Genomic DNA, 13014 nt, shown 5'->3' on the forward strand with positions numbered 1-13014 from the left:
GGTTCGACCCTCCCCCTCAAGGGGAGGGTGTTCGCAAACCGCCCATAGCGGAACTACCCCTTCTACTCGTTCGCGGGGAGGAGGTGCCGGCAGGCGGATGAGGGGCTTTTCGAGCTCCGCCGCCCCGCCAACCGGGGGACAACAGAATGCTTATCCGTTTCATCACACTCGCCTTCCTATTCCTTTCCTTCGCCGCGCCTTCTTTCGCGCAGAGCGATCCCAAAGATCTCATCAACGCTCTCGGAAAAGCCAATTTCAAGCAGGCCGAAGAATTGCTTGGGCAGATCGCGGCCGCCGCCGATCCCCGGGTCGTGCCGGCGCTCGAAGCTTTTGCAGAGGGTGATCTCTATGTCCGCAAGTCGGACAATCAGGTTTTCATCACGAAGCCTGCCGGCAGTAATCTTGCCGCGATCGATCCGCTGACGGGCGAGACCGTTGCAGAGGAGCCGAAGGGCGCCTTCACCAAGGTCAAGGTCAACAACAGTTTGCGCCGCGCCATCCGTTCGGCGCTGGGCGGCTTGACGCTGCTCAGCCCCGATCGCAGCGTCCGGCTCGCGGCCGCACAGGCAGTGCTTCAATCGCCGAGCGCCGAGAACCTCGACCTCGTCGAGGCTGCCCTCGCCACCGAACAGGACCGGGAAGTCAAGGCGCGCATGGAAGAAGCACGCGCCGTCTCGGTGCTAGCGTCCGACCGTTCCGCCGATGAGAAGCGTGCTGCCATCGACACCGTTGCCTCGCTTGGCGGGCGCGAAGCGATCGGCATCCTGATGTCGGTTTCCTCTACCATCGACGAAAGCCTGAAGCCCGATCTCGACGCCGCGATTACCGGCCTCGAGGGGCAGTTGCTGTTCTGGGATGGCGCGCAGAATGTCTGGTACGGCGTCTCGCTCGGCTCGGTGCTGCTGCTGGCTGCCATCGGCCTTGCCATCACCTTCGGCGTCATGGGCATCATCAACATGGCGCATGGCGAGATGGTGATGATCGGCGCCTACTCCACCTTCATGGTGCAGCAGGTGATCCGCACCAGCTATCCCGATCTCTTCGACTGGTCGCTCGCCATCGCCTTGCCGGTCGCCTTCCTGGTGACGGCCGCGATCGGCCTCGTCATCGAGCGCGGCGTCATCCGCTTCCTCTATGGCCGGCCGCTGGAAACCCTGCTCGCCACCTGGGGCATTTCGCTCATCCTTCAGCAGACGATCCGCACGATCTTCGGACCCACCAACCAGGAAGTCGGCAACCCGTCCTGGATGTCCGGCTCGTTCGCGCTGGGCGGCATGACGATTACCTGGAACCGCATGTGGATCGTGCTCTTCTCGCTCACCATCTTCTTTGCGCTGCTTGCGCTGATGAAGAAGTCCGCCTTCGGTCTGCAGATGCGTGCCGTCACCCAAAACCGCCGCATGGCGTCTTCCATGGGCATCCGGACGCCTTGGGTCGATGCCTTCACCTTCGCGCTCGGCTCGGGCATTGCCGGCATTGCCGGGGTAGCGCTCAGCCAGATCGACAACGTCTCTCCGAACCTCGGCCAGGCCTATATCATCGATAGTTTCATGGTCGTGGTCTTCGGTGGCGTCGGCAATCTCTGGGGCACGCTGGTTGGCGCCTTGTCGCTCGGCATCCTCAACAAGTTCCTCGAACCCTCGGTCGGCGCCGTGCTCGGCAAGATCCTCGTGCTCGTGCTGATCATCCTCTTCATCCAGAAACGACCGCGCGGCCTGTTCGCGCTCAAGGGAAGGGCGGTGGAAGCATGATTACCGGCTTCATTCTGCGCGCACTCGAAGGCAAGATCCTCATTGCCGCCGGCATCCTCATCGCCTTCGCATTGCTCATTCCAGCGCTCAACCTGCTCACGCCACCCGACAGCGCCCTGCATGTGCCGACCTATGTCATGTCGCTGCTCGGCAAATATCTCTGCTATGCGCTGCTGGCGCTGGCTCTCGATCTGGTCTGGGGCTATTGCGGCATTCTCTCGCTCGGCCACGGCGCCTTCTTTGCACTCGGCGGCTATGCGATGGGCATGTATCTGATGCGCCAGATCGGCTCCCGCGGTGTGTATGGTGATCCCATCCTGCCCGACTTCATGGTCTTCCTGAACTGGAAGGAATTGCCGTGGTTCTGGCATGGCATGGACATGTTCCCGGTTGCCATGGCGATGGTGCTGATCGTCCCCGGCCTGCTCGCTTTTGTCTTCGGCTGGTTTGCCTTCCGCTCCCGCGTCAACGGCGTCTATCTCTCGATCATCACCCAGGCGATGACCTATGCGCTGATGCTCGCCTTCTTCCGCAACGACATGGGTTTCGGCGGCAATAACGGCTTGACCGACTACAAGGAAATCCTCGGCTTCTCCGTTCAGGCAGACGGCACGCGTGCGGTGCTCTTTGCGCTCTCGGCGATCTTCCTGGCGCTCTGCCTGGTGATTGCCTCTGGCATCACCCGGTCGAAATTCGGCAAGGTGCTGGTTGGTGTCCGCGATGCGGAAAGTCGCGTGCGCTTCCTCGGCTACCGCGTGGAGAACATCAAGCTCTTCACCTTCGTCGTTTCTGCGATGATGGCGGGCATTGCCGGTGCGCTCTTCGTGCCCCAGGTCGGCATCATCAATCCTGGTGAATTCGATCCGGCCAACTCGATCGAAGTCGTCGTCTGGGCGGCTGTCGGCGGACGCGGCACGCTGATCGGGCCGATCATCGGCGCGATCCTCGTCAATGTCGGCAAGAGCTACTTCACCGGTGCCTTCCCAGACCTCTGGCTGTTTGCGCTGGGTGGCCTCTTCATCTTCGTCACGCTCTTCCTGCCCAAGGGCATCGTCGGCACTGTCCAGGCCTATCTCGCGAAGCGCAAGGACTATGCCCGCGAGGCGGACAAGGATGCGGCGAACAGCGACGTGAAACCCCAATCGGCCCCTGTGGCTGCGGAGTGATGTGATGAGCGACCAGACCACGTCCAGCCTGCTCTATCTCAACGGCGTCTCCGTTTCCTTCGACGGCTTCAAGGCGTTGAACTCGCTGTCCTTCATTGTCGAACCCGGGGAACTCCGCGCCATTATCGGCCCGAACGGCGCCGGCAAGACGACGATGATGGACATCATCACCGGCAAGACCCGGCCTGATAGCGGTGAGGTCTTCTTCGACGGTGGCAAGATCGACCTGACAAAGAAGGACGAAGCGGAGATCGCGCAGCTCGGCATCGGCCGCAAGTTCCAGAAACCGACGGTGTTCGAAAGCCATACCGTCTGGGACAATCTGGAACTGGCGCTCAACCGCAAACGCGGTGTCTTTGCCACTCTGTTCTACAGCCTGTCGTCCGAGGACAAGGCGCGCATCGAGGAGATCCTGGAGACGGTTCGTCTGACGCATCGCAAGGACGAGCTGGCCGCCAATCTCTCCCACGGCCAGAAGCAGTGGCTGGAGATTGGCATGCTGCTGGCGCAGGAACCGAAGCTTCTGCTGGTCGACGAGCCGGTTGCCGGCATGACCGATGCCGAGACGGCGGAGACGGCCATTCTGCTCAAGGAAATCGCCAAGACTCGTTCCGTGGTCGTCGTCGAACACGACATGGGCTTCATCCGCGATCTCGGCGTCAAGGTGACGTGTCTGGCGGAAGGCTCGGTGTTGGCGGAAGGATCGATCGATTTCGTCTCGAACGACCAGAAGGTCATCGAGAATTATCTGGGGCGGTGATGGCTCACCCTCCCCTTGAGGGGGAGGGTCGGCGCAGAGCGCCGGGGTGGGGTGACCGGTCGCACAGGGATCACCCCCACCCGCAGCTTTGCTGCGACCTCGCCCCCTTAAGGGGGAGGTGGAAACAAGACAACGGGGACAAACCCATGCTGACAGTCGAAAACGTCAACCTTCATTACGGTGCCGCCCAGGCACTGCGCGGTGTTTCCATCAATGCCGAGATGGGCAAGATCACCTGCGTGCTCGGCCGCAACGGTGTCGGAAAGTCCTCGCTCTTGCGTGCCATCACCGGCCAGCATGCGGTGTCGGCGGGCACGATCACCTTCAACGGCCAAAAGCTCAACGGCATGGCGCCGTTCAACCGGGCGCGGACCGGCGTCGGCTATGTGCCGCAGGGTCGCGAGATCTTTCCACTTTTGACCGTCCGGGAAAACCTCGAGACCGGCTATGCGCCGCTCGACCGCAGGGACCGCTTCATCCCGGATGATATCTTCGCGCTCTTCCCGGTGCTGGATACGATGCTGTCGCGGCGTGGCGGCGACCTGTCCGGTGGGCAGCAGCAGCAACTGGCGATCGGGCGGGCCATGGTAACACGGCCGAAGATCCTTGTGCTGGACGAGCCGACCGAAGGCATCCAGCCGTCGATCATCAAGGATATTGGTCGGGCGATCCGTTACTTACGCGACACCACCGGCATGGCGATCCTGCTCGTCGAGCAATATCTCGATTTTTGCCGGGAGCTGGCCGATCACGTTTACATCATGGATCGCGGCGAAATCGTGCATCAGGGGGCGGCCGAGACGCTGGATACGCCAGAGGCGCGGCGTCACCTGACCGTGTGATTTTGCAAGACAGGGTTGATGATTTATTAGCGAAGTCGGGTTGATGCTGGGGGCACGCGTGGTATTAAACGCGCATCTGCGAACAGAAGGCACATCCATGACGACCAGCACGGTATTCCCACACGTGCGGGCACGCGGCGTATTGCGCGTGGTCGCGGGGCTCTTTCTCTTTGGTATCTCGACCGCTGCCGCTCAGGCTGCCACTTGCGGCAGCCCGATCGAGCCCGGCCAATATGGCCTCACTTTCCAGTCCGGTGGCGTGGAGCGCGAGGCGGTCTATGTCATTCCGTCGAGCTATACGGGCAAGAAGAAGGTTCCGCTGGTTCTCGATTTCCATGGATCGAACAGCAATCCCAAGGTGCAGCTCGGCCGCAGCCACTGGAACGAGGTTGCCGAGCGCGAGGGCTTCGTGGTCATGGCGCTTGCCGGCAGCCTGAAGGGCGAATTGCCGAATACGCATGCCTGGAACGTGCCCGGTGTCACCGCGGGTGAGGGGGCGGATGAATCTGCCGCTATTCGCGAGCTTCTGAAGCTTGCGAAGGAGACGCTCTGCATCGATGCCACCAAGGTTTATGCCTCGGGCTATTCCGGTGGCGGGCGCATGCTGTCACAATATATCTGCAACGGCTTCGGTGACTTTGCCGCGGCCGGCTTCGTCATGGGGCTTCGCGCCGGCACGCCGGTCGAGGAAAACGGTGTCTGGCAGCCGCGTCGCGAAAGCTGCCAGCCGAGCCGGCCGGTGTCGATTATCGCGTTTTCGGGCAAGAAGGATCACGTCAATCCGTTCGAGGGCGGCGGCCGGGCCTATTGGCGCTACGGCGGCGAAGTGGCGCTCAACCGCTGGGCCGAGCTGAATGGCTGCGAGACACGGGCTAATCTTGAGACCGGCGCGAATGCCGATGTGGCGACCTATGCCGGCTGCCGTGCCGGCACCAGCGTCGTTTCCTATGTGATTGCCAGCGCCGACCACGCCTGGCCGGCCCGCACGGTCCGCTTCCGCCTCGCTTCCAATGGCGACAAGGCGATCCGCGAGGTTGATGCGACCGATAGAATGTGGGAATTCTTCAAGGCTTCGGGCGGCGAAATGATTGCGACAGTCGCGGTCGAGAATGCTTGCGGCGACAAACAGAAAACCGCCGCGATCAGCGATGGCGGGCAGGGGACAAGGTGCAGCCCATCCAGCAAACCAGACAGCAACGCGCCGTTGGTGTCGGACGACTTGTGACGAAGTCGCTCGGCGGGCGCACGCGCATCGCCGAGCTTTATCAGGAGGGGGCGGCGAAGATCCGCCTGCCCGAGACCTTCAGCGACGAGCTTGAGGCCGTCATTATCAACACCGCCGGCGGCATCACCGGTGGGGACCAGTTCGACTGGAATTTCAGGGCCGGTCCCGGTTGCTTTTTGACCGCGACCACACAGGCCTGCGAGAAGATCTACAAGGCTTCTGCCGGTACCGGCCAGATCACCACGCGCATCGAGGTGGGCGAGGGCGCCAGGATGCACTGGCTGCCGCAGGAAAGCATTCTCTTCGACAACGCATCGCTGACGCGCCGGCTGGAGGTTGACCTCGCCGAGGATGCCGAATTCCTGGCAGTCGAGGCGATCCTGCTCGGTCGCAAAGCCATGGGCGAGGCGATGAATGCTGGCCTCGTTCGTGACCGTTGGCGGATCCGCCGTGGAGGTCAGCTTTTGCATGCCGAAGAGCTGAAGCTCGGTGGGGATGTCGCCGGCCTCGTGGCATCTCCGGCGGTGTTGGCCGGGCGCGTTGCCTTTGCCACGCTGATCCTCGTCAGCCCGCGTGCTGAAGCGCTGGTCCGCCCAATTCGTGAGCAGATCGGTGAAGAAATGGGCGGCGTAAGTCATTGGCAAGGCAAGCTTGTTGCCCGTGTATCGGCCAGTGATGGCTTTGCCTTGAGAAAAATCCTGTTGCCCGTCATTTCGGCCTTGCGCGGGGGCGCGTCTGTGCCAAAAGTCTGGAATCTCTGACGATCACGCCATTGGAGCACGCATGAATCTGACGCCGCGGGAAAAGGACAAACTGCTGATCGCGATGGCCGCCATGGTGGCCCGGCGCCGGCTGGAACGGGGCGTGAAGCTCAACTATCCGGAAGCGATCGCGCTGATCACCGACTTCGTCGTTGAGGGAGCGCGTGACGGCCGGATGGTGGCGGATCTGATGGAGGCGGGCGCCCATGTCATCACCCGCGACCAGGTGATGGAAGGCATTGCCGAGATGATCCACGACGTCCAGATCGAGGCGACCTTCCCCGATGGCACGAAGCTGGTCACCGTCCACGAACCCATTCGCTGAGGACTGAGATCATGGCGCTGGAACTTCGACCCAATTGCGAGTGCTGCGACAAGGATCTGCCGCCGGAGAGCCTGGCGATGATCTGCAGCTTCGAATGCACCTATTGCGCCGACTGCGCCGAAACCACGCTTGCCGGCATCTGCCCGAATTGCGGTGGTGAACTGGTGCGCCGGCCGGTGCGTCCGGCTGCCAAGCTCGCCAATAATCCGGCGTCTACCAAACGCATCCTCAAGGCCGAGGGCTGCCAGCCTTCGCGCGCTGCCTGAACCTGCTCAAGGAGAGATCGATGATCCCCGGTGAAATCATTGCAGCTACTGGCGAAATCGAACTGAATGCCGGCCATCCGACCGTGACGATCGAGGTCTCCAACAGCGGCGACCGCCCGGTGCAGGTCGGCAGCCACTATCATTTCTACGAGACCAATGCCTGGCTGATCTTCGAGCGCGAACAGGCGCGCGGCATGCGGCTCGACATTCCGGCGGGCACGGCCGTGCGCTTCGAGCCGGGGCAGACACGGCAGGTCACGCTGATCCCGCTCTCCGGCAAGCGCGAAGTCTATGGTTTCCGCCAGCAGGTCATGGGCGGCCTCTGACATGCAGCGATCGGGGGCGTGGCCATGGGGCGAGCGATGAACTGGAGCATGATCCTGATGCTCTGTGGCTGCGTCTTGCTCAAGGACGCGCCGGCATCGAGCGAGGACGTGCGCCCCGTCGACTGCGGTAATGCCCAGACCCAGGCCGACATGAACCAGTGCGCGGCTGGTGACTACCGCAAAGCCGATGCCGCGATGAATGCCCAATGGGCGGAGACGCGCGCGGCCATGCTGGCATGGGACAAGGCGTCGCCGGCCTCGGACAATAACGGCGCTGCCAAGCGGCTGCTTGCTTCCCAACGTGCCTGGCTCGCCTATCGCGACGCGGCCTGCGACGTCGAGGGCTACTCGGTGGAGGGTGGCTCGATGCAGCCGCTGATCGTCTCGTCCTGCCTCGCCGAGTTGACGACGCGCCGTACGGAAGAACTGAAGAGCCTCGGCTCACTCTATGCCAACTGAACGTGTGAACGGGGAAGCACAGGTGTCTGAACGAGTTGCCAATGACTTTGCCAGCATGACCAGGGCGCTGATCCGCGCCCTTCCCAAGACAACCGCCCTCTCCCAAGGAGCCTGAGACCCATGTCCTTCAAGATGTCCCGCGCCGCCTATGCCTCGATGTTCGGTCCGACCACGGGCGACAAGGTACGTCTTGCCGATACGGAGCTGTTCATCGAGGTGGAGAAGGATTTCACCACCTACGGCGAAGAGGTGAAGTTCGGTGGCGGCAAGGTCATCCGCGACGGCATGGGGCAGAGCCAGGTGACACGGGCGAACGGCGCCGTCGATACCGTCATCACCAATGCGCTGATCCTCGACCATTGGGGGATCGTGAAGGCCGATATCGGGCTGAAGGACGGCCGGATCGTTGCGATCGGCAAGGCCGGCAATCCGGATACGCAGCCCGGCGTCAACATCATCGTCGGTCCCGGCACCGAAGCGATCGCGGGCGAGGGCAAGATCGTCACGGCCGGCGGCATGGACGCGCATATCCACTTCATCTGCCCACAGCAGATCGAGGAAGCGCTGATGTCCGGCCTCACCTGCATGCTGGGCGGCGGCACAGGGCCGGCGCATGGCACGCTTGCCACGACCTGCACGCCGGGTCCCTGGCATATCGCGCGCATGATCGAGGCTGCCGATGCCTTCCCGATGAACCTCGCCTTTGCCGGCAAGGGCAATGCTTCGCTGCCGGGCGCTCTCGAGGAAATGGTGCTCGGCGGTGCGACTTCGCTCAAGCTCCACGAGGACTGGGGCACGACGCCTGCTGCCATCGACTGCTGCCTGTCGGTTGCCGATCAATACGATGTGCAGGTGATGATCCACACGGACACGCTGAACGAAAGCGGCTTCGTCGAGGATACCGTCAATGCCATCCGTGGCCGCACCATTCATGCCTTCCATACGGAAGGGGCGGGCGGTGGCCATGCACCCGATATCATCAAGATCTGCGGGCAGCTGAATGTGATCCCGTCGTCGACCAATCCGACACGGCCCTATACCGTCAACACGATCGCCGAGCATCTCGATATGCTAATGGTCTGCCATCACCTGTCCTCGTCGATCCCTGAGGATATCGCTTTTGCCGAAAGCCGCATCCGCAAGGAAACGATCGCGGCGGAAGACATCCTGCATGATATCGGTGCCTTCTCGATCATCTCGTCCGACAGCCAGGCCATGGGCCGCGTCGGCGAAGTCATCATCCGCACCTGGCAGACGGCGGACAAGATGAAGCGCCAGCGCGGTGCGTTGCCGTCGGAGACCGGCGATAACGACAATATGCGCGCCAAGCGCTATGTGGCGAAATACACCATCAACCCGGCCATCGCCCATGGGGTGTCCCATGAGATCGGATCGGTCGAAGTCGGCAAGCGCGCCGATCTCGTCATCTGGAACCCGGCCTTCTTCGGCGTGAAGCCCGACATGATCCTGATGGGGGGAATGATTGCCGCCGCGCCGATGGGCGATCCGAACGCCTCGATCCCGACGCCGCAGCCGGTGCATTACCGTCCGATGTTCGGTGCCTATGGCAAGGCGCGAACCAATTCCTCCGTCACCTTTGTCAGTCAGGCTGCCCTCGATGCCGGGCTTGCCAATCGCCTCGGCATTGCCAAGCAGTTGGTGGCGGTCAAGAACACGCGCGGCGGCATCTCGAAAAAGTCGATGATCCACAACGACTTGACGCCGCATGTGGAAGTGGATCCGGAAACCTATGAAGTGCGCGCCGATGGTGAGCTTCTGACCTGCGAACCGGCGACCAAGCTGCCGATGGCGCAGCGGTATTTCCTGTTCTGACAATCCATGACAGCCTGTGCCGCTGGCGGCCAGGCTATCCATGGTTGCGGCTGGTCGAGGCTCGTGTATCCTTCGGCTTGACGGATCGGGAGCTATGCCGTGAGCGACGATGTGAACAACCTGGTGCTGGAGCATCTGAGGGCCATCCGCGCCGATTTGCGCGAAATGCGTGACACGATGCAGGAGCAAGGCCATCGCCTGTCACGGATCGAAATCGGATTGGCAGGACTGCGCCGTGATCAGGGCTCGGATGCCGAAGGCGTTGCTGAAATGGGTTTGCGCATTGATCGCCTGGTGCAGCAAGTGCGCCGGATCGAGCATCGGCTTGACCTCGCCGACTAAGATGCGCGTTCAATGAAGACTTTACTCAAATGGCTTGCGGGCTTGGTGATCGCAGTAGCCGCATTTGTATCGCTTGGCACGCTCGTGCCTCGCCCGCTGACGTCGCCGGCCGTGGCCTCCGCCGGTGCCGGCAGCCAGATCCTGCTTCTCGCCAATCCAATCCATACGGATATCGCGCTGCCGCTCGATGACGAGGTGCGGGCTGCTTTCGCCGATCTCATTCCGGCGGGGCTGCCGATCGATATGCCCGGCGTCGAGTATCTGATCATCGGCTGGGGCGGTCGATCCTTCTATATCGAGACGCCGACCTGGGGCGACATTCGGCCGCTGCCGGTGTTGAAGGCGCTGACGGTCGATCGTTCCGTGCTGCATGCCTCGGTCGCAGGGGCGATCGATTCGTCGCATCCGGCGGTTCGTCCTATTGACGTCGTGGGGGAGGGCCGCAGCCGGATGATTGCTGCGATCCGCGCAAGTTTCGTTCGGGAGAATGGCGCACCCGTGCCGATCCCTGGGGCGGCCTACGGGCTGGATGATGCCTTCTTCGAGGCGGAAGGCTCCTTCAACGCGTTTGTCGGCTGCAACACCTGGACCGCGTCCATGCTGCGCAGCGCCGGGGTTCGGACCGGTTGGTGGACGCCCTTGCCGCAATTGCTGGACCTTTCCATCGATCTGCATCACGGCGCCTGATGGGTGCGGAGTGGCCTTCATTGGCCCATGCGGTTGAACTCCCAATTCCGTGATTGGGTTTCGCTCGTCCTTTTTAGGTGGTTCCTCCTTCAATCCCGAGATCGATCGCATTTGAGTGATTCCTTTAGGAATAGGCCAACCGACGCAGCCTAAGCCATGGGCATGTTCATGAAGGAGCAGGCGGTGATTCTCATCGGCAAACGGCCATGGCAGCAGATCGATCTCAAGGGCTTTGACAGGCCTTATGGGATCTGGAGCTTTGCTTTCCGGGTCAGCTTCCGCTCCGTCATCATCAGCTGTCTTGCCGGCTTGGCCGCATTGCCGCTTCTCTATGCGCTTGATCTCGTGACGATCCCGTTTGAGGAGATGGTCAGGCTGATGGTGGCCTTTTCCTGGCTGTTTGGCGGCGTCTTATCCGGCGCTCTCGCCTTCGTCGCTGGGCATGTTATCCGGGACCTCATGCTGTCGCGCACAGAGTTCGAACGCTTGAGCCGGACAGACACGCTGTCGGGGCTCGCGAACCGGCGGGCGTTCAACGAAGCCCTGGCTGCGGTGGACGAGGACGCTTCGCTCGCCATCATCGATATCGACCGGTTCAAGTCGATCAATGATCGCTTCGGACACCAGGCCGGCGACCGGGTGATCCAGGTGATCTCATCGGTGTTGAGAGAGGTGTTTTGCGATCGGCACCTCGTCGCCCGTCTGGGCGGTGAGGAGTTCGGGGTGATCCTGAAAGGTGGCACGGTAGCTGAGCGCCTGGCGCTGGTCGAGCACGCGCGCCTGCGGGTGGCCGAGATGAGCGCGAGTTATCATCAGGCTCAACTCTGTGTGACCATCTCGGCTGGTGTCGCCGAGTTCGAACCCGGCAAGCGGCCGGAAATCGTCTATGCCTGGGCAGACAAGGCGCTTTACCTTGCCAAGGATAGCGGTCGCAACAGGGTTTTCCACGAGCAATCGCTGTCGATCGGTGATCCCGTGCTGGCCGAGCATGCTCCTGATGATGCTCGCCTTTTCGCTGCGATCGGACGGCGCGGCTGAAGAACGATCTTGCCGTATGCCTCATTCCTGTGCATGGTTCAAAAAACAGTCATGCCGGGAGTTTTCATGCAGCGCGCGACATCTTTCAAACCTGCCGGTTCGGTCGCCGATGCGCCGGAAGGCACCGTTGTCCTTCCCCATGACGGGCGCCATCTGCGACGCAAGCTCCTGCATCTCGACAATGGCGATATGGTCATGCTCGACCTCAAGGAGCCTGTGCTTTTCCATCATGGCGACAGGCTTGTGCTCGATGATGGTACGACGATCGAGATCCAGGCGGCCGAGGAGCGGCTGTTCGAGATCCGCCCGCGTGACGGACAGCACCTGATCGAGCTCGCCTGGCATCTTGGCAACCGGCATCTCGCTGCCCAGATCGAAACCGGCCGTATTCTGATCCAGCGCGATCACGTCATCCGCGAGATGCTGATCGGTCTCGGCGCCGATGTCACTGACGTCGTCGAGCCGTTCCAGCCGGTGCGCGGGGCCTATCATGCGCATGGTGGTCACGGCTCCCACGGCGGCCATCACGAGGCCGGACATGGCCATGGCTGAGATTGCGGCAGACGGCCACGCCGCCCGCCAGGCGCTGCTGCGGCTGATGGCCTGGCTTTCGCCAGCCTTTCCCATCGGCGGGTTTTCCTATTCTGCCGGCCTGGAGAGTGCCGTCGTCGAAGGTCACGTCTCCGGTGGTGATGATCTTGAGGCCTGGCTTCTGGTGCTGCTCGGCGATGGCGGGATGCGCAATGATGCAATCCTGCTTGGCGAGGCACATCGGCTGCAGAGCGAGAGCCAAGCGCTCGACGAGATCGTGTCACTCGCGACAGCACTTGCCGGGTCGGCGGAGCGATATGCGGAGATTACCCGTCTCGGCGAGGCCTTCGTTCAGGCCGCTTCTGCCTGGCCCCATCCGGTGATCGACGCGCTGTCGGGGCCTGTGCCCTATAGTGTCGCCGTCGGTGCCGTGGCTGCGGCGCATGGGGTTGATAGGGTCGATGCGATCGCAGCCTTTCTGCATGCGCAGATCTCGCAATATGTCTCGGTCGCAATCCGCCTCGGCGTGATCGGCCAGACCCGCGGTGTCACAATCCTTGCGGGCTCGGAGGCCCCGATCCTTGCTGCGGCTTCGTCCTATGCGCGGCTCGGTCTCGATCATCTCGGTTCGGCGACGATCATTGCCGATACGCTCAGCATGCGCCACGAGATCCAGTATTCCAGACTTTTTCAATCCTAGGC

The 13014-nt window shown here is 62.2% G+C and carries 16 protein-coding genes; all 16 read left to right on the forward strand.

The features are described 5' to 3' along the window. The first annotated feature begins 146 nt into the window (after positions 1-146). Complete coding sequence (urtB, locus tag AC02Y0_RS03635; protein WP_476382475.1) at positions 147-1751, forward strand: urea ABC transporter permease subunit UrtB; 1605 nt, start codon at positions 147-149, stop codon at positions 1749-1751. Beyond that, positions 1748-2917 (forward strand): urea ABC transporter permease subunit UrtC, encoded by a 1170-nt coding sequence (urtC, locus tag AC02Y0_RS03640; RefSeq protein WP_476382477.1) that lies wholly within the window; start codon positions 1748-1750, stop codon positions 2915-2917. Before urtB ends, urtC begins: the two co-directional genes overlap by 4 nt. Positions 2918-2921: 4 nt before the next feature. Continuing rightward, on the forward strand, positions 2922-3677 hold the full coding sequence (gene urtD, locus AC02Y0_RS03645; RefSeq protein WP_139330403.1) for an urea ABC transporter ATP-binding protein UrtD: 756 nt from the start codon (positions 2922-2924) through the stop codon (positions 3675-3677). A gap of 146 nt (positions 3678-3823) precedes the next feature. Continuing rightward, positions 3824-4519: an urea ABC transporter ATP-binding subunit UrtE gene (urtE, locus tag AC02Y0_RS03650; protein WP_476382479.1), complete on the forward strand. Its 696-nt coding sequence runs from the start codon at positions 3824-3826 to the stop codon at positions 4517-4519. Positions 4520-4616: 97 nt separating this feature from the next. After that, the gene (locus tag AC02Y0_RS03655) at positions 4617-5744 is read left to right on the forward strand and encodes a CE1 family esterase (RefSeq protein WP_476382481.1); all 1128 of its coding nucleotides are present in this window, start codon (positions 4617-4619) and stop codon (positions 5742-5744) included. After that, positions 5687-6505 carry an urease accessory protein UreD gene (locus AC02Y0_RS03660; RefSeq protein WP_476382483.1) on the forward strand — a complete coding sequence of 273 codons (819 nt, stop codon included), beginning with the start codon at positions 5687-5689 and terminating at the stop codon, positions 6503-6505. Before AC02Y0_RS03655 ends, AC02Y0_RS03660 begins: the two co-directional genes overlap by 58 nt. 22 nt (positions 6506-6527) lie before the next feature. Next, a complete protein-coding gene (locus AC02Y0_RS03665; protein WP_054148370.1) occupies positions 6528-6830 on the forward strand; it encodes an urease subunit gamma in 303 nt (100 codons plus the stop codon). Positions 6831-6841: 11 nt separating this feature from the next. Further along, positions 6842-7096 (forward strand): DUF1272 domain-containing protein, encoded by a 255-nt coding sequence (locus AC02Y0_RS03670; RefSeq protein WP_476382486.1) that lies wholly within the window; start codon positions 6842-6844, stop codon positions 7094-7096. 20 nt (positions 7097-7116) lie between these two features. Further along, positions 7117-7422 carry an urease subunit beta gene (locus AC02Y0_RS03675; protein ID WP_476382487.1) on the forward strand — a complete coding sequence of 102 codons (306 nt, stop codon included), beginning with the start codon at positions 7117-7119 and terminating at the stop codon, positions 7420-7422. Positions 7423-7446: 24 nt separating this feature from the next. Next, positions 7447-7881: a lysozyme inhibitor LprI family protein gene (locus AC02Y0_RS03680; protein WP_476382489.1), complete on the forward strand. Its 435-nt coding sequence runs from the start codon at positions 7447-7449 to the stop codon at positions 7879-7881. A gap of 120 nt (positions 7882-8001) precedes the next feature. Further along, complete coding sequence (gene ureC / locus AC02Y0_RS03685) at positions 8002-9714, forward strand: urease subunit alpha (protein ID WP_476382490.1); 1713 nt, start codon at positions 8002-8004, stop codon at positions 9712-9714. A gap of 99 nt (positions 9715-9813) precedes the next feature. Next, a complete protein-coding gene (locus tag AC02Y0_RS03690; protein ID WP_476382492.1) occupies positions 9814-10056 on the forward strand; it encodes a hypothetical protein in 243 nt (80 codons plus the stop codon). Positions 10057-10068: 12 nt separating this feature from the next. Further along, a complete protein-coding gene (locus AC02Y0_RS03695) occupies positions 10069-10743 on the forward strand; it encodes a TIGR02117 family protein (RefSeq protein ID WP_476382493.1) in 675 nt (224 codons plus the stop codon). 168 nt (positions 10744-10911) lie between these two features. Then, positions 10912-11781 carry a GGDEF domain-containing protein gene (locus tag AC02Y0_RS03700; protein ID WP_476382495.1) on the forward strand — a complete coding sequence of 290 codons (870 nt, stop codon included), beginning with the start codon at positions 10912-10914 and terminating at the stop codon, positions 11779-11781. A 66-nt stretch (positions 11782-11847) separates the two neighbouring features. After that, complete coding sequence (gene ureE / locus AC02Y0_RS03705; protein ID WP_476382497.1) at positions 11848-12333, forward strand: urease accessory protein UreE; 486 nt, start codon at positions 11848-11850, stop codon at positions 12331-12333. Further along, positions 12320-13012: an urease accessory protein UreF gene (locus tag AC02Y0_RS03710; protein WP_476382499.1), complete on the forward strand. Its 693-nt coding sequence runs from the start codon at positions 12320-12322 to the stop codon at positions 13010-13012. The genes ureE and AC02Y0_RS03710 overlap by 14 nt, the downstream gene beginning before the upstream one ends. The last annotated feature ends 2 nt before the right edge of the window (positions 13013-13014 follow it).

The sequence above is a fragment of the Allorhizobium sp. nf9_anc genome, assembly GCF_056323085.1.

Excerpts from the sequence above, each read along its gene's own strand:
- ureC (WP_476382490.1), top strand. The coding sequence starts at position 8,002 with ATGTCCTTCAAGATGTCCCGCGCCGCCTATGCCTCGATGTTCGGTCCG.
- AC02Y0_RS03655 (WP_476382481.1), top strand. The coding sequence starts at position 4,617 with ATGACGACCAGCACGGTATTCCCACACGTGCGGGCACGCGGCGTATTG.
- AC02Y0_RS03665 (WP_054148370.1), top strand. The coding sequence starts at position 6,528 with ATGAATCTGACGCCGCGGGAAAAGGACAAACTGCTGATCGCGATGGCC.
- urtE (WP_476382479.1), top strand. The coding sequence starts at position 3,824 with ATGCTGACAGTCGAAAACGTCAACCTTCATTACGGTGCCGCCCAGGCA.
- AC02Y0_RS03675 (WP_476382487.1), top strand. The coding sequence starts at position 7,117 with ATGATCCCCGGTGAAATCATTGCAGCTACTGGCGAAATCGAACTGAAT.
- AC02Y0_RS03700 (WP_476382495.1), top strand. The coding sequence starts at position 10,912 with ATGAAGGAGCAGGCGGTGATTCTCATCGGCAAACGGCCATGGCAGCAG.
- AC02Y0_RS03670 (WP_476382486.1), top strand. The coding sequence starts at position 6,842 with ATGGCGCTGGAACTTCGACCCAATTGCGAGTGCTGCGACAAGGATCTG.
- urtD (WP_139330403.1), top strand. The coding sequence starts at position 2,922 with ATGAGCGACCAGACCACGTCCAGCCTGCTCTATCTCAACGGCGTCTCC.
- AC02Y0_RS03695 (WP_476382493.1), top strand. The coding sequence starts at position 10,069 with ATGAAGACTTTACTCAAATGGCTTGCGGGCTTGGTGATCGCAGTAGCC.
- AC02Y0_RS03680 (WP_476382489.1), top strand. The coding sequence starts at position 7,447 with ATGGGGCGAGCGATGAACTGGAGCATGATCCTGATGCTCTGTGGCTGC.
- AC02Y0_RS03710 (WP_476382499.1), top strand. The coding sequence starts at position 12,320 with ATGGCCATGGCTGAGATTGCGGCAGACGGCCACGCCGCCCGCCAGGCG.
- urtB (WP_476382475.1), top strand. The coding sequence starts at position 147 with ATGCTTATCCGTTTCATCACACTCGCCTTCCTATTCCTTTCCTTCGCC.
- urtC (WP_476382477.1), top strand. The coding sequence starts at position 1,748 with ATGATTACCGGCTTCATTCTGCGCGCACTCGAAGGCAAGATCCTCATT.
- ureE (WP_476382497.1), top strand. The coding sequence starts at position 11,848 with ATGCAGCGCGCGACATCTTTCAAACCTGCCGGTTCGGTCGCCGATGCG.